We start from the raw sequence: 20,143 nt of genomic DNA, 5'->3' as shown, positions 1-20,143 counted from the left end.
GCCCCGGGCCGGTGGGAACCGGCCCGGGACCAGACGAACTCGGCGTCAGTTGCAGGTGGTGATGCTCAGCGAGCTGTCGCCGCAGAGCAGCAGGCTGGCCTGGCTGCCGCCACCGGTGCGCTCGGCGGTGGGCAGTTCCATCCCCTGAAGGTCGAGAAGAGCCATGTCCTTACCTCTTTCCGGTCGTCGGTTGGGTTCTGGTTCGGTGGGCCGCGGTCACCGCTGCGGTGACCGTCGGCGTCAGTTGCAGGTGGTGATGCTCAGCGAGCTGTCGCCGCAGAGCAGCAGGCTGGCCTGGCTGCCGCCACCGGTCCGCTCGGCGGCCGGCAGCTCCATTCCCTGGAGGTCCAGCAGAGCCATTCGTGTTCACCTCCCTCGTCGTCTCGCGGTGTTCGGTTTCACCCGGAGTGACCCCCGGGGAGCTGGTGTGTGCCGGTCAGTCGCCGGCCGCCCCGTCGGTGCGCGGCGTGAGGAACGGCAGTCGTACGGTGCGCTCCGGGCGGGTCGCCGCCAGCGCGGTCAGTACCCCCGCGGTCCCGGTGGCGAGGTCCATGGACAGGCGCAGCAACTGCTCGCCCGGGAAGGCGGGCAGTCCCCGGTACGGCAGGGCGTGCCAGCTCAGCAGCCGGCCCTGGTCACGGGCCTGGTCCAGCTCGCCGCGCTCGGCGAGGTAGGCGACGATCCCGGCGCGCCCGGCGAACAGGCCCGACTGGGCGTAGAACGGGAAGTCCGCGCAGCGCCGGATGGCCCGCGCCGCGTCGCCCAGCTCCTCGTCGGCCCGGTGCGCCAGGTATTGGTCGAGCACCAGCCCGACGCCCACGCTGCCGTGCGCGAGGTACGGCATCGTCCGCCACCCCTCGTTGACCTCAAGGTGACCGGCCTCCCGCAGCACGCACCGGCGCAGGTCCTGCCGCAACGCGGTGCCCGCGTGGTCCAGCAGCGCCGGATCGCCGTCGCGCTCGTACATCCGCAGCAGCATCAGGGCGATCCCGGCGCCGCCGCGGGTCAGCCCCGCCCACGGGTTGCGGCCACCGCTGATCTCCGGAACCGAGTCCACCGGGCCGAGCCGTTCGGTGACCAGGCTGGCCGCCTGCCGGGCGGCGTCGAGGTAGCGACGGTCCCCGGTGGTGTCCGCGAAGTGGGCGAGGTTCAGTGCGACGCCGGACAGGCCGCTGGCCAGGTCGGCGCCGAGGGCGTGCCACGGCTCGGCGAGGCAGGCGTCGAGCAGGCGCAGCGCCTCCTCGTGCCGGCCCAGGCGGTCCAGCACGTACGCGATGCCGTGCAGCCCGTCGTAGAAGCCGAGCCGGGTGCCGGAGGCCGGTTCGCGGACCCGGTCGACGAGCCACCGCTCGTGCTCGGGATCGACGCCCGCGCCGGTCGCGTGCAGCGCCCAGAGCACCCCGGCCGCGCCGTGTGCGACGTTCAGCCCGCCGTCGGCGCCCGTGAACTGCTGGATGTCGCCGGGGAAGAGCCGGTCGTCACGGTGTGGGGTGGCGCTGGCGACGATCGCGGCGGCGAGCCGGTCACGCAGCCCCGGCCAGTCGTCCGGGTCGATCTCCAGGGTGCCCGGTTCGAGCCGGGGGGCGGTGCGCGCCGCAGCGTCGGGCGTCCCGTCGAGTACGGCGACCGCCTCGTCCAGCAGGGCCCGTGGCACCGGGAAGTGCTCCGCGATCACGTCGGCCAGGTGCGCGCCCTTGCCCGGGGCCAGCCGCAGCATGGCGGTCAGCGGCAGGAACAGGGCCAGCCGCAGGCAGGCCAGCGCGTACCGGTCCACGTCGAACCCGGTGCGGTCGCGCGGGGCGGCGAACGCCTGGTTGCGCAGCGCGGGCCGGGTCGCCTCCTCCAGCGGTGCCGCCACCTCGAAGTCGACCAGCGTGACGGTGCCGTCCTCGGCCACCAGGATGTTGAACATGTGCAGGTCGCCGTAGACGACGCCGTGGGCGTGGATCGCCGCCAGCGCCTCGGACACCTGCCGGTCCACGTCGAGCGCCCAGCGGGTGTAGGCGGCCCGGTCGGCGTCCAGGTGCACGAGCGGGTGCCGCTCCACGATCAGCCGGTTGAGTGGGCGGGCGTCGACGTACGCCAGAGCCAGGAACTCGTGCTCGCCGAGGGTGAACTGGTCGTGCACGCGCACCAGGTGCGGCACGTCCGCCAGCCGGGTCAGCATCTCGGCCTCGCGGTGCAGCCGGGTCACCGCGTCGGTGCCGGTGGAGTCCAGCCCGGCGTGCGGGCGGGCCTCCTTCAACACCACCCGCTCATCGGTGCGGGTGTCCCGGGCCTCGTACAGCCCGCCGCCGTTGGAGAAGTGGATGACCTTCTCGATCCGGTACGGCAGGTCGCCGGTGGTGGTGGCGTTGCGGGCGGCCAGGTGCGGGGCGAGGAAGTCCGGCAGGGTGACCCACTCGGGCACGTGGAACACCGGATCGCGCCGGTCCGGGACGAGCCGGCCGTGCTGGTCCTCGATCGCCGGGACGACCTGGCCGTCGGGGGAGAGGCAGTACCGGGCGGCGAAACCGCCGTAGCGCAGGTGCACGGGGCCGGCGCCGTAGCGCAGGTCGCTGAGCACGTACGGCCCCGGCTCGCCGTCGAGCAGGTCGGCCAGCTCCTTCGCGGTCAGCTCCAGCTCGGCGTCGTCGCGCGGGTAGACGGTGATGAACTTGCCGCTGCTGCCGCGCCGGGCGTACTTGCTGTTGCGCATCAGGAGCAGCCGCGGACCGCGCAGGTGCTTGACCGGGATGTCCCGGGCCTGGCAGTAGTCGAGAACCCGGGTGAGCACCCGTTCGGCGTTGTCGAGCCGAGCGGAGATGTGGATCTTCCAGCCCTGCTGGGGGAGGGTGCCGCCGACCGGCCCGTACACCAGCCAGTCGTCCTTGGTCTCGCGCTCCCAGCCGGCGGGCAGCGGGCGGTCGGCCGCGTATCGGGGCGCCGTCGACGCCGCCGTCGACAGCGAGTCGTAGAAGAGCGGGTCGACCGCACAGTACGAGTCGTACCGATCATCCATCCTGCTCGCCTCCGCCACCTGGTTGGTGACGTCAATCCTGCGAGTGGCCGATCCGTGTTCATAGTGTGATGAGTCATGACGGCACGGTGATAATCACACCGGCAAATGGTGACATTGGCGGAGTTTGAGGCGATGAACAATGCCTGACCTGCGGCTCTGGTCAGGCGAGTGGAATGCCCGGCCGGCGAACATGAGGCCTGCGCCGGTTTCGGGGCGGATTCAGGCCGGTTCGGCGGGCCGCCGTCGTGCGGCCCTTCGGAGGCGCCGGCAGGCTCATTGGCGCAGCCCCGCCGCCGGTCCCGTCGCCGCGTCGCGGGCAGGCTGGTGCCGTGGGTACCACCCGGGCTTCCCGGAACGCCATTCGGACCCTGCGGAACAGTGCTTGAATCCGGGAAGGCAGTCACACGGGGCGCGGAGGGCCGAGAGATGCAGTTGACCGCTACGGACAACCACGCGGTGGCGCAGGCGGTACACGACGTCGGGTCGGCGCTCTGGTTCGGCGGCACGGTGATGGGCGTCGCGGGAGTCAACAAGTCCGGCAGCGACCTGCAGCAGGGCATCGACCGGATCCGCGTCGCGGAGTCGGCCTGGGGTCGCTTCAGCCCCGCGCAGTGGCTCGGTATCGGCGCGACCCTGCTCGGCGGGCTCCAGCTCGCCCGGGTCGGTGGTCGGCGGATGGCCCTGCAGAAGGGCTTCGGAACGGTCGGCGCGGTGAAGGCCGGCATCGCCGTGGCCGGCGCGGCCGCCAGCGCCTACTCGGCGTACTGCGGCAAGCGGATCGGCCAGGTGGCCGAGGAGGCGCACCGGCGCGGTGATCAGGTGGAGGTGCGGGACGCCACCCTGTCCACCGAGCGGACCCCTGCCGATCTCGCGATGTGGCAGCGGAGGCAGCGGATCGCCCAGTACGCGGTGCCCCTGCTCGCCGGCGCGAACATCGTCTGCGGTTCGTACCTCGTGCAGTCCTACCGGGTCGGCGCCACCAGCAAGGGCGTGCTGCGACGTCTGCTGCCGGACTGACCCGTCCCGGTGAACAGCAGTCTCTGAAGCGGCCTGACAGCTCGCGGCCCGCCGTCGGTCGGTCGGGTCGGCCTCACGCCGACCAGCCTGGAGATCCTCCGGTACGGCGGCGTGACCGCCACCTACGCCACCGGTGCGGCCGAGCCGCGCATCCCGACCTGACCGCCGCGCTGGGCGCCGGTGGCCTGCGCTGTCCAATCGCCGCCCGGCTGCCGTTGGGGGAGATCGCATCAGGCACACGACCTGACCGAACACAGCGCGGCCCGGGGCCGGTTCGTCCTGGACATCGACGGGCCATCCTGATCGTCGGCGCGAACGGGGTGTCTCCGGCGCGCCGCCGCGTGCCCCGACGGCGCCATTGAGATCATCAGGCTCGATCGCGCCCGTTGGGTGCCATCCGGCACGTGCGGGTCGGGGATCCAGGAAAACTTGATCCATTCCAAAAGAGTGGGCTATGTTCAGCACATGACGTCCGGCCTTGAGGCGCAGCTGCGAGCCGTCTCGTTGCGCGTGACCCGGCCCCGGTTGGCGGTGCTCGCCGCGCTGCGGGACCACCCGCACGTCGACACCGACACGGTGATCCGGCTGGTACGGACCGACCTCCCCACGGTCTCCCACCAGGCGGTCTACGACGTCCTGCGTGCGCTCACCGACGCGGGTCTGGTGCGGCGCATCCAGCCGGCCGGTGCCACCGCCCGCTACGAAGCGCGCGTGGCGGACAACCACCACCACGTCGTGTGCCGCTCCTGCGGCGTCATCGCCGACATCGACTGCGCCGTCGGCGACGCCCCCTGTCTCACCGCCTCGGACGATCACGGCTTCGTGATCGACGAGGCGGAGGTCGTGTACTGGGGCACCTGCCCCGACTGCGCGACCGAACGCACCGCCCAGCGATCCGCCAGCTCGGAAGGAAGTACATGAGCGACACCCAGGACCAGGCCCCGGCCAGTGCACAGGGCGTGGACAAGAAGGCAGCGGCCGGTTGCCCGGTCGCGCACGACTCGGTGACCTCGCACGGCAGCGAGAGCGAGAACCCGGCGATCGACTCGCCGACCCCGAAGACCGGCGGTCGCCCGCGCACCAACCGGGACTGGTGGCCCAACCAGCTCGACCTGTCGGTGCTGCACGCCCACTCCGCCAAGGGCAACCCGCTGGGGGAGAACTTCAGCTACGCCAAGGAGTTCGCCAAGCTCGACGTCGAGGCGCTCAAGCAGGACATCGTGCAGGTGCTCACCACCTCGCAGGACTGGTGGCCGGCCGACTTCGGCCACTACGGCGGTCTGATGATCCGGATGAGCTGGCACTCCGCCGGCACCTACCGCATCCACGACGGTCGTGGCGGCGCCGGCGACGGCGGGCAGCGTTTCGCGCCGCTCAACAGCTGGCCGGACAACGCCAACCTCGACAAGGCGCGACGCCTGCTGTGGCCGGTGAAGCAGAAGTACGGCCAGAAGATCTCGTGGGCCGACCTGCTCGTGCTCGCCGGCAACGTCTCCCTGGAGTCGATGGGCTTCAAGACGTTCGGCTTCGGCTTCGGCCGGGAGGACGTCTGGGAGCCCGAGGAGATCTTCTGGGGTCCCGAGGACACCTGGCTGGGTGACGAGCGTTACGTCAGCGAGGCCGAGATGGCGCCCGAGGTCGGCGCGACCGAGATGGGCCTCATCTACGTCAACCCGGAGGGCCCGAACGGCAACGCGGACCCGCGGGCGGCGGCGTACTTCATCCGGGAGACCTTCGGCCGGATGGCGATGAACGACGAGGAGACCGTCGCCCTCATCGCCGGCGGCCACACCTTCGGCAAGGCCCACGGCGCGGCCCCCGCCGACAACACCGTGGGCCCGGAGCCCGAGGGCGCCCCGCTGGAGGCGCAGGGCCTGGGCTGGCTGAGCAGCCACGGCACCGGCAAGGGCCGGGACACGATCACCAGCGGCCTCGAGGTGACGTGGACCGACGTGCCGACGCAGTGGAGCAACCGCTTCTTCGAGATCCTCTTCGGTTTCGAGTGGGAGCTCACCACGAGCCCCGCCGGCGCGAAGCAGTGGGTCGCCAAGGACGCTCCGGAGATCATCCCGGACCCGTTCGACGCGTCCAAGAAGTACAAGCCGACGATGCTGACGACCGACCTGGCGCTGCGTTTCGATCCGGCGTACGAGAAGATCTCGCGCCGCTTCCTGGAGAACCCGGACCAGTTCGCGCTGGCCTTCGCCAAGGCCTGGTACAAGCTGCTGCACCGCGACATGGGTCCGATCAGCCGCTTCCTCGGGCCGTGGGTGGCCGAGCCCCAGCTGTGGCAGGACCCGGTGCCGGCCGTCGACCACGAGCTCGTGGGTGACGCGGACGTCGCCGCCCTCAAGGCGAAGGTCCTGGAGTCCGGGCTCACGACCGCCCAGCTGGTCTCCACCGCCTGGGCCTCCGCCGCGAGCTTCCGGTCGACGGACAAGCGCGGCGGCGCCAACGGCGCACGCATCCGTCTCGAGCCGCAGCGTAGCTGGGAGGTCAACCAGCCCGAGCAGCTCGCGACGGTCCTGGAGGCACTGGAGGGCATCCAGCGGGAGTTCAACGAGGCTGGCGGCGCGAAAGTCTCGCTCGCGGACCTGATCGTGCTGGCCGGTGCGGCCGCGGTGGAGAAGGCGGCGCGCGACGCCGGCGTCGAGGTGACCGTGCCATTCCGCCCGGGCCGCACCGACGCCTCTCAGGAGCAGACCGACGTCGAGTCCTTCCGGGTCCTCGAGCCGCGCGCCGACGGGTTCCGCAACTACCTGCGGCCGGGCGAGAAGACTCAGCCGGAGGTGCTGCTCCTCGACCGTGCGTACATGCTGAGCCTGTCCGCGCCCGAGATGACCGTCCTCATCGGCGGCCTGCGCGCCCTCGGAGGCAACGTTGGCGGCTCGCCGCACGGCGTCCTCACCGACCGGCCCGGCGTGCTCAGCAACGACTTCTTCGCCAACCTGCTCTCCCCGGGCACCCGGTGGAAGGCGTCGGAGTCCGACGAGCACGTGTACGAGATCCGGGACCTGGCCACCGACGAGGTGAAGTGGACCGCCACCGCGGTCGACCTCATCTTCGGCTCCAACTCCCAGCTGCGTGCCCTCGCCGAGGTCTACGCCAGCGACGACGCCCGCGAGAAGTTCGTCGCCGACTTCGTCGCGGCCTGGACCAAGGTCATGGAACTCGACCGGTTCGACGTCGCCTGATTCGGCGCCAACCCGCGAGCCCCGGTCGATCCACCTGCGATCGACCGGGGCTCGCCCCGTTGTGTGGTCGGGCGGACGGCGCCCGGGTTCGCCGCCCTCGTGCCGGGCCGCGACGCTGTCAGCCCGCCGACCGGGTGATGATCACGATCCGGACGCGGGCCCGGGCCTGCGGAAGGTGCGACGGTAGGCGTCCGGAGACACACCGACCGTGCGGTGGAAGTGTCGACGCAGCGTCGTGGCGGTGCCCATGCCCGCCGCCTGCGCGATCACGTCGATGCTGGTGTCGGTGTTCTCCAGCAGCTCCTGCGCCCGGCGGATCCGCTGCGTCGACAGCCACTGCAACGGGGTGGTGCCCGCCACCGCCCTGAAGTGGCGGGCCAGGTTGCGGGAGCTCATGTTCGCCTGCCGGGCCAGGTCCTCCACGGTCAGCGGGCAGTCCAGCCGTTCCATCGCCCAGGGAAACAGGTGGGCGAGGGGATGGTCGTCGCGGGCCGGCACCGGGGTGGTGACGAACTGGGCCTGACCGCCGGCGCGATGCGGGGGCACGACCAGGCGGCGGGCGACGGCGTTGGCGACCGTCGAGCCGTGGTCGCGGCGGATCAGGTGCAGGCACAGGTCGATCGCGGCGGCCTTGCCGGCGGAGGCGAGCACGGTGCCGTTGTCGACGTAGAGCACGTCCGGGTCGACCGTCACCCGGGGATAGCGGGCGGCCAGCGCCTCGGTGTGGGCCCAGTGCGTGGTCGCGCGCAGCCCGTCCAGCACCCCGGCGGCGGCCAGCACGAACGCACCGGTGCACAGCGAGACCATCCGAGCGCCCGCCTGGTGGGCCGCGCGGACGGCGTCGAGCAGGTCGGGTGGCACGTCGGCGTCGATGTCGTCAACGGCCGGGATGATCACGGTGTCGGCGTGGGCGAGTCGGTCCAGCCCGTCGTCCGGCTCCACGCGGAACGCGCCGACCCGGACCGGCCCCGGACCGCAGACCACGAGGTCATACCACGGGTCCGCCAGGCCGGAGGGGTCGCGGACGAAGACCTCGCAGGCCATGGCGAGCTCGAAGTGCAGCATTCCGTCGGTGGCGGCGAGCGCGATGGTGGCCATGTCCGAAACTGTACGGGGGATGGCGTTCCAGACACTGGTTCAGGCCGGCCACCGCGGAGAGGATCGTCTCAGTCGATCTTTCGAGGAGTACGGAGGAACTGCGGATGGGTTCGAACCAGGCGGTGGCGGTGTTCGGGGCGTACGGACACACCGGGCGGTTCGTGGTCACGGAGTTGCGCGACCGCGGGTTCGTCCCGCTGCTCCTCGGCCGCGACGGGGGCAAGCTCCAGGCGCTGGCGGCGTCGCACGAGGGGCTCGAACACCGGGTGGTGTCGGTCGACGATCCGGCCTCGCTCGACCAGGCGTTGAAGGGCGCCGCCGCCGTCATCAACTGCGCCGGCCCGTTCGTCTCGACGGCGGCCCCCGTGATCGAGGCCGCCCTGCGCGCCGGAGTCCCCTACGTGGATGTGGCGGCCGAGATCGAGGCCAACGTCGACACGTTCACGCAGTTCAGCGACCGCGCCCGGAGCGCGGGCGTCGCGGTGGTCCCGGCGATGGCCTTCTTCGGCGGCCTCGGCGATCTGCTGGTCACGACCGCGATGGGCGACTGGGCGGCGGCCGACGAGGCACACGTCGCGTACGGACTGAGCAGTTGGCACCCCACGGCGGGGACCCTCGCCTCCGGCGCCGTCTCCCGGCAACGGCGCGACGGCCAACGGGTCCGCTACACCGGTGGCCGGCTGGAGTACCACGCCGACGAGCGTGACCTGCCAACCGTGCAGTGGGACTTCCCCGCCCCGACGGGCCCCCGGGCCGTTCTCGGCGACTTCGCGATGGCCGACGTCGTCACCGTCCCCAGCCACCTGTCCATCCCCGAGGTGCGGACGTACATGGCCACCGACGCGGCGAGGGAACTGGCCGCGCCAGGCACGCCCGCACCGACGGCGGTCGACGAGCGCGGCCGGTCCGCGCAGACGTTCACGGTCGACGTCATCGTGCGCTCCGGCGACACGCAGCGACGCGTCGTCGCCAGAGGCCAGGACATCTACGCCAGCAGCGCACCGCTGGCGGTCGAAGCGGTCCAACGCATCCTCGACGGTCGGACGAGGACGAGCGGGGTCGCCTCCGCCGGCGCGATCTTCGACGCGCCCGACTTCCTCCGCGCGCTGTCCGCGTGCATCTCGCTCGGACCGTGCCACGAGTCGCGCGCGCCACGGTCCGCCTGACCCTCGGCCGCGATGCTGGGCGGCCCAGGTGCGGTGCCCCCTCGCCTCGCCGGTTGTTCGGCAGAATGTGGCGGCGACACAGGCGACCCGTAGGAGACCGACGTGCGGAAGTTGATCGCGGACGAATGGATGACCCTCGACGGGGTCGTACAGGCCCCGGGCTACGACGGGGAGGACAGCGACGGTGGCTTCCGCCACGGCGGCTGGCACATGCCCCACATGGACGACATGACGACGAACTGGGTCACCAGGACCACGGTCGAGACCGGCGCCTTCCTGTTCGGCCGGCGTACGTACGAGATCTTCGCGTCGTTCTGGCCGACCGCTCCCGACGAGCTCGCGACGCTCGCCGAGGTGCTCAACAACCGGCCGAAGTACGTCGTGTCGACGACGCTCACCGAGCCGCTCGCCTGGCACAACTCGACGGTCCTCGACGGCGACGTCGCCAAGGCCGTGGAGTCGCTGAAGCAGGAGGACGGCGGAGACCTCCACGTCGTCGGCAGTTCCCGGCTGACCCAGACCCTCATCGAGAACGACCTCGTCGACGAGCTCCGACTCTTCATCGAGCCGGTCCTCGTCGGCGGCGGCAAGCGGATCTTCCCTGACGACGGCGCCCAGCGGCGGCTGCGGCTCAGCGGAAGCCAGGTGACGACCACCGGCGTCATCATCGCGACCTACACCAGAGCCGAGTCCTGAAGCACACCGGGGAAGCGGGCGGGCACCGAGAGTCCGTGCCCGCCCGCGCGACACCCCAACGACGACGGCCATCGACGATGCCGCACGGCGGTTCCTTCATCGGATAGCTTCGACAGCGGTTGCAGCGCTCCGACTGAAGGGGACACCTCTCATGACGGCCAGTGTCGACAATCCCCGCTCCCGCACCGACACCTCGCACACACTCGGCACGGTGCTCGACGACGTGATCCGTCCCCAGGCGGCGACCGTCGACCGGAACGGGGCCTTTCCCCGGCAGGGCATCGACGCTCTCGGCGCGGCTGGCCTGCTCGGCCTGGCCTCCTCGACGGAGGTCGGCGGCGCCGGCCAGGGCATGCGCGAGGTCGCCCAGGTCATCGAGCGGTTGGCCGCCGAGTGCGGGTCGACGGCGATGGTCGTTCTCATGCACTACGCGGCGACCGCCGTCATCGAGGCGCACGGCCCGCGCGAGGTCCGCGAGGCCATCGCCGCCGGTGACCACCTGACCACGCTGGCCTTCTCCGAGTACGGCTCGCGCAGCCATTTCTGGTCGCCGACCGGCACCGCGGCGGCGGCCGACGACGGCACGGTCCGGCTCGACGCCAGGAAGAGCTGGGTCACCTCGGCCGGCGAGGCGAACAGCTACGTATGGTCGAGTCTCCCCCTCTCCCCGGGGGCCGGCCCGATGACCCTGTGGCTCGTCCGGCCGACAGCGTCGGCCTCAGCGTCACCGGCGACTTCGACGGGCTCGGCCTGCGCGGCAACGGCTCCCGACCGATGACGGCCGACGGGCTCCGGGTCTCCACCGGCGCCATGCTGGCCGCCGACGGCGCTGGCCTCGACACCGCGCTCGGCGCGGTCCTGCCCTGGTTCCTGGTGTTGAACGCCGCGTTCTGCCTCGGCCTCGCGGACAGCGCGGTCGCCGAGGCTGGCCGCCACCTCACGAGGACCACACTGACGCACACCGGCGCGGCCCTCCGCGACGCGCCGGTCACCCGGCGTGGCTTCGCCCAGCTGAAGATCCGCGCCGACGCCCTGCGCGCCTTCCTCGGCGACACCCTCACCGCGCTGGAGACCGGCCGGGACGACGCGATGCTGCGGGTGTTGCAGGTCAAGGCGCTCGCTGGCGAGACCGCCGCCGAGGTGACCGACGGCGCGATGCAGCTCTGCGGCGGCAGCGCGTTCCGCAAGGAGTTGGGGCTCGAACGCCGGTTCCGCGACTCCCGGGCGGCCCGGGTGATGGCACCGACCACCGACGCCCTGCACGACTTCGTCGGCCGCGTCGCCACCGGGCTGCCGCTGTTCGACGAGGCCAACCGCTGATGCCGGCGCCAACGGTCCTGATGGGCGCCGTCGCGTACGACCCCAAGGTCGTGACCATCTGGGAGGGCTTCCGCGCCTGGCTGCGGGGCAACGGCCTGGACTTCGACTTCGTCCTCTACTCCCACTACGAGCGGCAGGTCGAGGACCTGGTCGCCGGCCGGATCGACGCGGCGTGGAACTCACCCCTCGCCTGGTTGCGGGCCGAACGGCTGGCGGCGGCCAGCGGCAGCGCCGTGCACGCGCTCACCATGCGCGACACCGACCGGGACCTCACCTCCGTCGTGGTGGTGCGCGCCGACTCGCCGGTGCGGCAGGTCGAGGACCTCGCCGGGCTGGTGGTCGCCGTCGGTGCCGTGGACAGCCCACAGGCGACGCTGATCCCGCTCGGCCACCTCGCGGCGGCCGGCGTGCCGGTCGACGTCCGCCGGTTCGACGTGGGCGTCGGTCTGCACGGCGACCACATCGGCGGTGAGCGCGACGCGGCCCGGGCCCTCATCGCCAAGGAGGTGGACGCCGCCTGCATGATCGACGCCAATCACCTGGCGTTCGTCCAGGAGGGCACGCTGCCGCCGGAGGGCACCCGGATCGTCGCGCAGACCGCGCGATACGACCACTGCAACATGACGGTCCGCGACCCCGCGTCGGCCGGGGTCCGGCTCTTCGGCACGCTTCTGCGCGGCATGTCGTACGCCGATTCGCAGGTGCGGCCACTGCTCGACCTGGAGGGACTGACGGCCTGGGAGGACAGCCGGACCTCGGGGTACGACGCGCTCGCCCGCGCGGTCGACGCGAGCGGGTTCTACGCCGCCGACGGGCGGGTGACGGCCGCCGGCTACCGGCCGTGAACGCCGTACCCGCCGCCGAGATCCACCTCGGCGGCCTGGGCTTCGGCCGGGGAGCGCACCTGCTGGTGCAGCGCGCCCTCGCCGGGCTGCCGCCCGGTGGCCGGCTGGCGGTCTCCGGCCGCGACCCGGCCCTGCCCGTGCACCTGCCCGCGTGGTGCCGGAGCCGGGGGCACCGGGTCGAATGGCCGGATCCCGCCGATCGGAGCGAGCTGGTGGCGGTGGTCGTCCGGGGCACGGCCGATGACGACCGCTGGTTCGGCGCGGAACGGGCCGGCCCGGCCCTGCCCACGGCGCTCAGCAGCCGCCCGCCGCCACGGTGGGGGCTCGGCGCCCGCGGCGCGCTGCTGGAGGCCGGCGGCCCCGAGGCCCGGTTCGACCTGGACGAGCGCGATCTGGTGTGGGCCGACGTGGCGCCCAAGCTGTACGCCCAGGCCGCCGCCCGACAGTGGGACCCGGAGAGCGAGGTCCCGTGGGACGACGCGTTCACGCTGCCGGCCGACGTGGAGGCGGCGGTGGTGCAGGTGATGACCTACCTCGTCGAGAACGAGCAGGCCGCGCTCGTCGTGCCGGCGCGCTTCGTCGGGCGCATCCACCCGCACTTCCGCGAGGTGACGCAGCTTCTCGCGGTGCAGATGGCCGACGAGGCCCGGCACATGGAGGTGTTCAGCCGGCGTGCGCTGCTGCGGGGCGCGGAGCTGGGCACGTCGTCGGCCGGCGGCCGACAGTCGCTCTTCACGCTCGTCGCGGAGTCCGACTTCGCCCTGGCCTCGTTCCTGCTGTCCGTGCTCGGCGAGGGCAGCTTCGTGGACCTGCTCTCGTTCCTGGAGCGGAACGCCCCGGACCCGGTGACCCGCCGGATCTGCTGGCTGGCGATGCAGGACGAGCGCCGGCACGTGGTGTTCGGCATGGCGCACCTGGAGCACCAGGCGACGGTGGACCCGCGGCTGCGGGACCGGCTGCGCGCGGCCATCCACCGGCGACACGACGCGCTCATCGACACCGCCGGCCTCAACGCGGACGTCTTCGACGCGCTCGTCGTGCTCGCGGCGGGAAGCTGGCGTCCCGATGACGTGTCCGCCGGCTTCCAGCGGGTGCAGGAGCTCCAGCACGCGATGGACCAGGGTCGGCAGCGCCGGCTGGTACGACTGGGCTTCCGCCCCGACGAGGCCGCCGAGCTCTCCGCCCTGCACACCCGCAACTTCATGTAGGCCGCCGGCCTGCTCGCCGTGGCCGAGTGGAGTCAGAGGGTGGTTTCGTTGGGTAGGCCGAAGAAGTCGTGCCATTTCGCGCCGCCGCCGAAGGCGGTGCCGGTCGAGAGGCCGACGTAGACGTCGTTGAGGCTGCCCTTGGTGAAGGCGATGATGTCGTCCCTGCCGTCGCCGTCGTAGTCACCCAGATAGGGGAACTCGCCGGCGAGGCAGAAGAAGTCGTTCCACTTCACGGTGGTGCCGACGAAGGAGGTGCCGGTGGAGACGGCCGCGTAGACGTCGGCGTCGGCGTTGCAGGTGAACGTGACGATGTCGTCCTTGCCGTCTCCGTTGATGTCCCCGACGCGGGGCTGTTCCGTGCCCACGGCGAACAGGTCGTGCCACGTCTGGGCGGCGCCGAACGACGACCCCGTGGACAGGGCGACGATGACGTCCGACGCCGTGACCGGACCCTGCGTGAACGTGATGATGTCGTCCCGGCCGTCGCCGTTGACGTCACCGAGGGCCGGGTACTCGCCTCCGATCGAGAAGTACTCGTGCCACTTCAGCGCCGTACCGGCGAACGACGACCCGGTGGACAGGGCGACGTGAACGTCCCCGGCGTCGTTGTGGGTGAAGGCGACGATGTCGTCGAGGCTGTCGCCGTTGACGTCGCCGACCGCGGCCACCTCGGCGCCCGGCGCGAACCAGTCGTGCCATCGGGTGGCGCCCGCGAACGACGACCCGGTCGACAACGCCACGTGGACGTCGGCGAGCGAGCCGTGCGTGAAGGCCACGATGTCGTCGCGGCCGTCACCGTTGAAGTCCCCGGACAGCAGCGTCTCGTCGTTCAGGCCGAAGAAGTCGTTCCACTTCGCCGACGTTCCGGCGAACGAGGTCCCGGTGGACGACGACACGTACACGTCGTTGAGCGATCCCCGGGTGAACGCGACGATGTCGTCGCGGCCGTCGCCGGTGAAGTCGGTGGGCGAGCCGGCCAGGTACCGGCCGCCGGCCGACGACCCGCCGCAGTTGTCACTGACCAGGTACTTCTGGTGGTACTGCGCCGGGTACGGCGCCAGTGAGACGCCGTTGATGACGATCGTCTGGCCGACGCCGTTGTAGAGCTGCTCGTAGTGGACGTGCGGTCCGGAGGAGTTGCCCGTGCTGCCGGTGATGCCGATCTGCTGGCCCTGCTGCACGTACGCGCCGTTGGCGACCGAGTAGGCGCTGAGATGGAAGTAGTAGGTCGTCCAGCCGCCACCGTGGTCGATGACGATGTAGTTGCCGGCGCCGCTGGGCTGGGAGTAGTGCCGGGCCACACCCGCGGCGGAGGCGACCTGCGGGGTGCCTCCGGTCGTCCCGCCGTCGGCGCGGACGAAGTCCAGCGCCTGCCGTACCTCCGCGCTGTGGTGGTCGTAGGTCCACCGTTGCCCGCACGGGAACGGCGCCTTGAAGTTCGGTGCGGCGAACGCGGGCGAGGGTGTCGCCACCACGGCTGTCAGAACCGCCGCAGCCAGGGTGAGCAGCGCGACCAGGGAGCGGCGCAGAGGGGTACGCGAGTGCCGGAACATGGCGTGGCTCCTGTCGGGATGGTGCCCGGGGGGGACGGCCGGCACGGGTCGGCCGCCCACCACCGCGACGCCTCGGGACGTGCTCAGAGGGTGGTTTCGCCGTCGAGGCCGAAGAAGTCGTGCCATTTGGTGGCGCCGAGGAAGCCGGTGCCGGTGGAGAGGCCGACGTGGATGTCGTTGGTGGCGCCCTTGGTGAAGACGATGATGTCGTCGCGGCCGTCGCCGTTGGCGTCGCCGAGGTAGGGGAATTCGCCGGCGAGGCAGAAGAAGTCGTTCCACTTGACGGTTGTTCCGGTGAAGCCGGTGCCGGTGGAGACGGCGGCGTAGACGTCGGCGTCGGTGTTGCAGGTGAACGTGACGATGTCGTCTTTGCCGTCGCCGTTGATGTCGCCGACGCGGGGTTGTTCGGCGCCGACGGCGAACAGGTCGTGCCATTTCTGTGGGGCGCCGAACGCGCTGCCGGTCGACAGGGCGACGATGACGTCGGCGGCGGTGGCGGGGCCCTGGGTGAAGGTGATGATGTCGTCGCGTCCGTCGCCGTCGACGTCACCGAGGGCCGGGAACTCGCCGGGGATCGAGAAGTAGTCGTGCCACTTGAGGCCGGGGCCGAACCCGGCGCCGGTGGACAAGGCCACGTACACGTCGGCGTTCGTGTCGTGGGTGAACGTGACGATGTCGTCGCGGCCGTCGCCGTTGACGTCGCCGACCGCGCCGACCTCGGCGCCCGGTGCGAACCAGTCGTGCCACTTCTGGCCGCCGCCGAAGCTGGCGCCGGTGGAGAGGGCCACGTAGACGTCGGCGAGGGTGCCGTGGGTGAAGGCGATGACGTCGTCGCGGCCGTCGCCGTTGACGTCGCCGCTGAGCAGGGTCTCACCGGTGAGGCCGAAGAAGTCGTTCCACTTGACGGAGGTGCCGGCGAAGGCGCTGCCGGTGGAGGCGGCCACGTAGACGTCGTTGAGGCTGCCCTGGGTGAAGGCGACCACGTCGTCCCGGCCGTCGCCGGTGAAGTCCGTCGGTGACCCCGCCAGGTAGCGACCGCCGGAGCTGCCGGCGTTGACCAGCGAGATGTAGTAGTTCCAGTTCCAGTTGGGACCGGGGTCCGTGTGATCGTTGCCGGGCAGCTCGTTGTGCCCCTTGATCGCCGTGCGGTTCTTCGGCAGCCCGTACTTGTCGCACAGGTAGCGGGTCAGCGCTGCCGAGGACCGGTACATGGCGTCGGTGAACCAGGCCGGATTGTCCACGAACCCCTCGTGCTCGATGCCCACCGAGTACGGGTTGGCCGAGCGCGCGTGGTAGGCCGTGTCTCCCTCGCGCACCATCTGGGTGATCTCACCGTTGCTCGACTTCACGACGTAGTGCGCGCTCACTCCCGCGGACGGGTTCTGGAACCAGCTCACCGTGCCGGCGTACGAGCCCTGGGTCACGTGCACCACCACCGTGGTGATTCGTGACGACCGGCCGACCTGGTAGTTGCCGCCGTAGGCCGACACCCACCGCGCCGGCCCGTACTCCGGCACCGCGGCCGCGGCGGCGTTCGGACCGGCGGCGGCGCCCGCGGGGGCGACCCGCGCGTAGCGGCCGAGTTCGGGTCGGAGCGGCTGCGGCGCGACCCGCACCGAACGGGCCGCGATTCCGGTACGCAGGAGGTCGTAGACGTGGTCGGCGTAGAGCCGGGCCGTCGGGTCGTCGACGGCGGCGCTGTAGCGCGCCACGACCGGATACCAGGCGGAGAGCCGGTCCCGCGCACCGCTCGTCAGTCCCTCCCTGTCGGCCAGGTCGCGCAGCACCGCCGCACCACCCCGGACATTGGCCGAGGTGACCGAGCGCAGGCGGGCGACCGGCTCGCCGGTGAGCGTGGCCGCACGTTCGAGGCTGTGCTGGGTGGGGTTGCTGACCAGGTGCATGACCCCGTAACCGTTGGCCTGGCTGGGCAGACCGTCGTGCCCGTCCAGCCGCGACTCACCGTAGGCGACGGCGACCAGCAGGTCCCGAGGTACGTCGAACTCGGCGGCGGCGCGCACGAAGGCCGTGCCGAGCGAACCGGGTGCCGCGGGCCGGGCCGCGACGGCCGGCGTGGCCGTGGCCTGGGCGACGAGCGCCGCCGTCAGGAGGAGGGCGCAGGCGCGCCACGAGGGCCGGGTCAGTCGCATCGGGGCCTCCAGTTCGCCGTTCACAGGGTGGTTTCGCCGTTGAGGCCGAAGAAGTCGTGCCATTTGGTGGCGCCGAGGAAGCCGGTGCCGGTGGAGAGGCCGACGTGGATGTCGTTGGTGGCGCCCTTGGTGAAGACGATGATGTCGTCGCGGCCGTCGCCGTTGGCGTCGCCGAGGTAGGGGAATTCGCCGGCGAGGCAGAAGAAGTCGTTCCACTTCACGGTCGTTCCGGTGAAGCCGGTGCCGGTGGAGACGGCGGCGTAGACGTCGGCGTCGGTGTTGCAGGTGAACGTGACGATGTCGTCTTTGCCGTCGCCGTTGATGTCGCCGACGCGGGGTTGTTCGGCGCCGACGGCGAACAGGTCGTGCCATTTCTGTGGGGCGCCGAACGCGCTGCCGGTCGACAGGGCGACGATGACGTCGGCGGCGGTGGCGGGGCCCTGGGTGAAGGTGATGATGTCGTCGCGTCCGTCGCCGTCGACGTCACCGAGCGCCGGGAACTCGCCGAACGGGCTGAAGTACTCGTGCCACTTGAGGCCGGGGCCGAACCCGGCGCCGGTGGAGAGCGCCACGTACACGTCGCCGGCGGGGTTGTGGGTGAAGGCGACGATGTCGTCGCGGCCGTCGCCGTTGACGTCGCCGACCGCGCCGATCTCCGCGCCCGGCGCGAACCAGTCGTGCCACTTCCCGCCGCCGCCGAACGAGGTGCCGTTGGAGAGCGCGACGTACACGTCGCCGGTGTTGCTGTGCGCGAAGGTGACGATGTCGTCCCTGCCGTCGCCGTTGACGTCGCCGGTCGAGGCGGTCTCCCCGCCGATGGAGAAGAAGTCGTTCCACTTGACCGAGGTGCCGGTGAAGGAACCACCGGTGGAGGCGCCCACGTAGACGTCGGCGAGGGCGTTCTGCGTGAAGGCCACGACGTCGTCGCGGCCGTCGCCGGTGACGTCGGTGGCGGACCCGCCGGCGATGGCGTGGGTACGGGCCGCCTCGTTGAGCTGGGCCCGGGCGGTGGCGGCCACCTGGTCGTACCGGTCCGGGAAGCCCGACCGTTGCACGCACTGGGCGACCTGTCCCGCGCTGTAGGCGGGGTTGTTGCGGTCGCAGACGATCGCCCGGGTGACGTACTGGGTGCTGGCGTAGACCGGGTCCATGATCTGTTCCGGAGTGCCCCAGCCGTAGTCCCAGCGCTGCTGGAACACCCCGAGCGACGACTTGTCGCCACACGGCAGGTTGTTCATGTGTGACTCGACCCAGCCCGCCTCGAATGCGGAGAGCATCACCTTGTCGTTGGCGTTGTGGGCGCGGGCGACCCGGTAGACCACCAGGGTCACCGCGGGGTCGCGGTTGGCGGGGATGGAGGGGCAGGCCAGGATGCCGACCGGGTCGGCATGAGCCGGTGCTGCCGTGACGGCCGCCGCCGCGGTGCCGAGGGCGACCAACAGGGCCAGGAGAGTACGTCTCACGATGCTCCTCGCGAGGTCGGTGGGTCATCCCGGCGGCGTCGTGCTGCTGCCTCTGACGCCGGTTCGATTGCTGAGAGTGTCATCAGGGCGATGACGGCTGTCAATGTAACCTGAAGATTTCCTTCACAGTGCTCGCTGATGCGGGCAGGTATTGACATGGACGGTGCCTGCGGGTTTACTCTCGGCAATCGATGTCTCGGAGAGGACAGCCATGGGCCTGCCTCGTCGCTCGCTCCTCGGTCGCGCCGCCGCGATAGGCGCCGCCAGCGCCGCCGGTGTCATCGGGGGTGTCCTGACAACGGCCGGTCCGGCCCAGGCGGCGGTCTGGAAGAAGCGGTTGACCGGAGCGGACCTCGACACCAACAGCCGATGGCGGGTGGCCGGCACCGATCTGGGCATTCCCTACGTGCTGGAGAACGCGTCGATCGGCTACCTCTTCGGTGACACCTTCAACACCCCGTGGCCCGAGGGCCCGCCCCTGCCGAACGACTGGCGGTCACCGGTCATGTTGCGGTCCGCCATCCACCCGGGCGCGCCGGGCGGAGTGGTCTTCGACAGCGCGGCGCGGGTCGCCGGCAACGGACGCGCGCCCGAACTGATGCACAACGGCCACCACGGCATCGGCATCGACGGGCTCCCGGAGGTGACCGTCATCCCCAACGACGGCATCAGCTTCCCCGAGACCGGTCGCCAGCTCATCTCCTACATGAGCATCGAGAACTGGAACTCGGCCGGCCCGGCGGGACCGCAGTGGAAGTCCCGCTACGCGGGCCTGGCCTACTCCGACAACGGCAACGACTTCATCCGTACGCCGCTGAAGTGGTGGAACAGCCCGGACAACAAGGACCCGTTCCAAATGTGGACGATGCAGCGCGACGGCGACCACGTCTACGTCTTCTCGGTGCGCTCCGGCCGGCAGGACGGGCCGATGATGCTGCGTCGCGTCCGGTGGGACCGGCTGTTCTACCCCGAGTCCTACGAGGGGTGGGGCTGGAACGGCGCGAACTGGGGCTGGGGGAGACCCTGCACACCCATCCTCACCGGCCGCTTCGGCGAGCCGTCCGTACGCCGCCTGGGCGACGGGACCTGGGTCATGTCGTACCTGAACTGCCAGAACGGTTGTGTGGTCACCCGGACGGCGCCGGGACCGGACCGCGCGTGGACGGCGGAGAAGGTCCAGGTCACGAGCTGGCAGGAGCCGGGACTCTACGGTGGGTTCATCCATCCCTGGTCGAGCCGCGACGCCAACGATCTGCATCTCATGGTCTCGAAGTGGACCCGTACGCCGGACGGCCGCAGCACCGCCTACCACGTCAGCCAGTTCGTCGGGTCGGTGTGACGGGGCCTCCGCGCCCACCCTGGCCGCCAGGTCCAGCCCGCGGAGGTCGAGCCGGCGGACACCCGTAACGATGCGCCAACCCGGAGCAGTACC

17 protein-coding genes are annotated in these 20,143 nt (G+C 71.4%); 10 read left to right on the top strand and 7 right to left on the bottom strand.

Going from position 1 to position 20,143, the window contains the following annotated elements:
- Window positions 1–45: 45 nt before the first annotated feature.
- The 3 genes from DKT68_RS07790 to lanKC form a co-directional block, all read right to left on the bottom strand.
- Window positions 46–165 (bottom strand): SapB/AmfS family lanthipeptide, encoded by a 120-nt coding sequence (locus tag DKT68_RS07790; RefSeq protein ID WP_109816734.1) that lies wholly within the window; start codon window positions 163–165, stop codon window positions 46–48.
- 75 nt (window positions 166–240) lie between these two features.
- The gene (locus DKT68_RS07785) at window positions 241–360 is read right to left on the bottom strand and encodes a SapB/AmfS family lanthipeptide (protein WP_109816733.1); all 120 of its coding nucleotides are present in this window, start codon (window positions 358–360) and stop codon (window positions 241–243) included.
- A 76-nt stretch (window positions 361–436) separates the two neighbouring features.
- The gene (gene lanKC / locus DKT68_RS07780) at window positions 437–3,001 is read right to left on the bottom strand and encodes a class III lanthionine synthetase LanKC (RefSeq protein WP_109816732.1); all 2,565 of its coding nucleotides are present in this window, start codon (window positions 2,999–3,001) and stop codon (window positions 437–439) included.
- A gap of 426 nt (window positions 3,002–3,427) precedes the next feature.
- Between lanKC and DKT68_RS07775 the strand changes: the two genes are divergently transcribed.
- From DKT68_RS07775 to katG, 3 genes are all read left to right on the top strand, one after another.
- Window positions 3,428–4,018, top strand: a complete 591-nt coding sequence (locus DKT68_RS07775) for a hypothetical protein (protein ID WP_109816731.1) — start codon at window positions 3,428–3,430, stop codon at window positions 4,016–4,018.
- Between the two features lie 465 nt (window positions 4,019–4,483).
- Entirely contained in the window at window positions 4,484–4,939 is a 456-nt protein-coding gene (locus tag DKT68_RS07770) for a Fur family transcriptional regulator (protein WP_109816730.1), read from the top strand.
- Complete coding sequence (gene katG, locus DKT68_RS07765; protein WP_109816729.1) at window positions 4,936–7,212, top strand: catalase/peroxidase HPI; 2,277 nt, start codon at window positions 4,936–4,938, stop codon at window positions 7,210–7,212. The genes DKT68_RS07770 and katG overlap by 4 nt, the downstream gene beginning before the upstream one ends.
- A 141-nt stretch (window positions 7,213–7,353) precedes the next feature.
- Here katG and DKT68_RS07760 read toward each other — a convergent pair whose 3' ends face one another.
- Window positions 7,354–8,310, bottom strand: coding sequence for a helix-turn-helix domain-containing protein (locus DKT68_RS07760; RefSeq protein ID WP_109816728.1), 957 nt, complete (start codon window positions 8,308–8,310; stop codon window positions 7,354–7,356).
- Between the two features lie 104 nt (window positions 8,311–8,414).
- Here DKT68_RS07760 and DKT68_RS07755 point away from each other — a divergent pair, with 104 nt between their 5' ends.
- The 6 genes from DKT68_RS07755 (at window position 8,415) to DKT68_RS07735 (ending at window position 13,545) form a co-directional block, all read left to right on the top strand.
- Window positions 8,415–9,476 carry a saccharopine dehydrogenase family protein gene (locus DKT68_RS07755; protein ID WP_109816727.1) on the top strand — a complete coding sequence of 354 codons (1,062 nt, stop codon included), beginning with the start codon at window positions 8,415–8,417 and terminating at the stop codon, window positions 9,474–9,476.
- Window positions 9,477–9,578: 102 nt separating this feature from the next.
- Window positions 9,579–10,172 carry a dihydrofolate reductase family protein gene (locus tag DKT68_RS07750; protein WP_109816726.1) on the top strand — a complete coding sequence of 198 codons (594 nt, stop codon included), beginning with the start codon at window positions 9,579–9,581 and terminating at the stop codon, window positions 10,170–10,172.
- 151 nt (window positions 10,173–10,323) lie between these two features.
- Entirely contained in the window at window positions 10,324–10,950 is a 627-nt protein-coding gene (locus DKT68_RS31830) for an acyl-CoA dehydrogenase family protein (protein ID WP_236646779.1), read from the top strand.
- A complete protein-coding gene (locus DKT68_RS31825; protein WP_236646778.1) occupies window positions 10,863–11,492 on the top strand; it encodes an acyl-CoA dehydrogenase family protein in 630 nt (209 codons plus the stop codon). The genes DKT68_RS31830 and DKT68_RS31825 overlap by 88 nt, the downstream gene beginning before the upstream one ends.
- Window positions 11,492–12,337, top strand: a complete 846-nt coding sequence (locus DKT68_RS07740) for a phosphate/phosphite/phosphonate ABC transporter substrate-binding protein (protein WP_109816725.1) — start codon at window positions 11,492–11,494, stop codon at window positions 12,335–12,337. The genes DKT68_RS31825 and DKT68_RS07740 overlap by 1 nt, the downstream gene beginning before the upstream one ends.
- Window positions 12,334–13,545: a hypothetical protein gene (locus DKT68_RS07735; protein WP_109816724.1), complete on the top strand. Its 1,212-nt coding sequence runs from the start codon at window positions 12,334–12,336 to the stop codon at window positions 13,543–13,545. Before DKT68_RS07740 ends, DKT68_RS07735 begins: the two co-directional genes overlap by 4 nt.
- Window positions 13,546–13,577: 32 nt before the next feature.
- Here DKT68_RS07735 and DKT68_RS32525 read toward each other — a convergent pair whose 3' ends face one another.
- The 3 genes from DKT68_RS32525 to DKT68_RS07720 form a co-directional block, all read right to left on the bottom strand.
- Complete coding sequence (locus tag DKT68_RS32525; RefSeq protein ID WP_109816723.1) at window positions 13,578–15,098, bottom strand: VCBS repeat domain-containing M23 family metallopeptidase; 1,521 nt, start codon at window positions 15,096–15,098, stop codon at window positions 13,578–13,580.
- A gap of 83 nt (window positions 15,099–15,181) precedes the next feature.
- Window positions 15,182–17,248 (bottom strand): N-acetylmuramoyl-L-alanine amidase, encoded by a 2,067-nt coding sequence (locus DKT68_RS07725; protein ID WP_109816811.1) that lies wholly within the window; start codon window positions 17,246–17,248, stop codon window positions 15,182–15,184.
- A gap of 20 nt (window positions 17,249–17,268) precedes the next feature.
- Window positions 17,269–18,711 (bottom strand): FG-GAP repeat domain-containing protein, encoded by a 1,443-nt coding sequence (locus DKT68_RS07720; RefSeq protein ID WP_109816722.1) that lies wholly within the window; start codon window positions 18,709–18,711, stop codon window positions 17,269–17,271.
- A 211-nt stretch (window positions 18,712–18,922) separates the two neighbouring features.
- On the opposite strand from DKT68_RS07720, the gene DKT68_RS07715 reads away from it, so the two are divergent.
- Window positions 18,923–20,050: a DUF4185 domain-containing protein gene (locus DKT68_RS07715; protein WP_109816721.1), complete on the top strand. Its 1,128-nt coding sequence runs from the start codon at window positions 18,923–18,925 to the stop codon at window positions 20,048–20,050.
- Window positions 20,051–20,143 lie beyond the last annotated feature (93 nt).

This window comes from Micromonospora acroterricola, from assembly GCF_003172955.1.
In the GTDB taxonomy this organism is placed as follows: Bacteria; Actinomycetota; Actinomycetes; order Mycobacteriales; family Micromonosporaceae; genus Micromonospora; species Micromonospora acroterricola.
Note: the sequence above shows the minus strand (reverse complement) of the source record. Positions and strands in the feature narration are given on the sequence as shown.

Excerpts from the sequence above, each read along its gene's own strand:
- DKT68_RS07740 (WP_109816725.1), top strand. The coding sequence starts at position 11,492 with ATGCCGGCGCCAACGGTCCTGATGGGCGCCGTCGCGTACGACCCCAAG.
- lanKC (WP_109816732.1), bottom strand. The coding sequence starts at position 3,001 with ATGGATGATCGGTACGACTCGTACTGTGCGGTCGACCCGCTCTTCTAC.
- DKT68_RS07770 (WP_109816730.1), top strand. The coding sequence starts at position 4,484 with ATGACGTCCGGCCTTGAGGCGCAGCTGCGAGCCGTCTCGTTGCGCGTG.
- DKT68_RS07755 (WP_109816727.1), top strand. The coding sequence starts at position 8,415 with ATGGGTTCGAACCAGGCGGTGGCGGTGTTCGGGGCGTACGGACACACC.
- katG (WP_109816729.1), top strand. The coding sequence starts at position 4,936 with ATGAGCGACACCCAGGACCAGGCCCCGGCCAGTGCACAGGGCGTGGAC.
- DKT68_RS07725 (WP_109816811.1), bottom strand. The coding sequence starts at position 17,248 with ATGCGACTGACCCGGCCCTCGTGGCGCGCCTGCGCCCTCCTCCTGACG.
- DKT68_RS32525 (WP_109816723.1), bottom strand. The coding sequence starts at position 15,098 with ATGTTCCGGCACTCGCGTACCCCTCTGCGCCGCTCCCTGGTCGCGCTG.
- DKT68_RS07775 (WP_109816731.1), top strand. The coding sequence starts at position 3,428 with ATGCAGTTGACCGCTACGGACAACCACGCGGTGGCGCAGGCGGTACAC.
- DKT68_RS31830 (WP_236646779.1), top strand. The coding sequence starts at position 10,324 with ATGACGGCCAGTGTCGACAATCCCCGCTCCCGCACCGACACCTCGCAC.
- DKT68_RS07715 (WP_109816721.1), top strand. The coding sequence starts at position 18,923 with ATGGGCCTGCCTCGTCGCTCGCTCCTCGGTCGCGCCGCCGCGATAGGC.
- DKT68_RS07790 (WP_109816734.1), bottom strand. The coding sequence starts at position 165 with ATGGCTCTTCTCGACCTTCAGGGGATGGAACTGCCCACCGCCGAGCGC.
- DKT68_RS07785 (WP_109816733.1), bottom strand. The coding sequence starts at position 360 with ATGGCTCTGCTGGACCTCCAGGGAATGGAGCTGCCGGCCGCCGAGCGG.
- DKT68_RS07760 (WP_109816728.1), bottom strand. The coding sequence starts at position 8,310 with ATGGCCACCATCGCGCTCGCCGCCACCGACGGAATGCTGCACTTCGAG.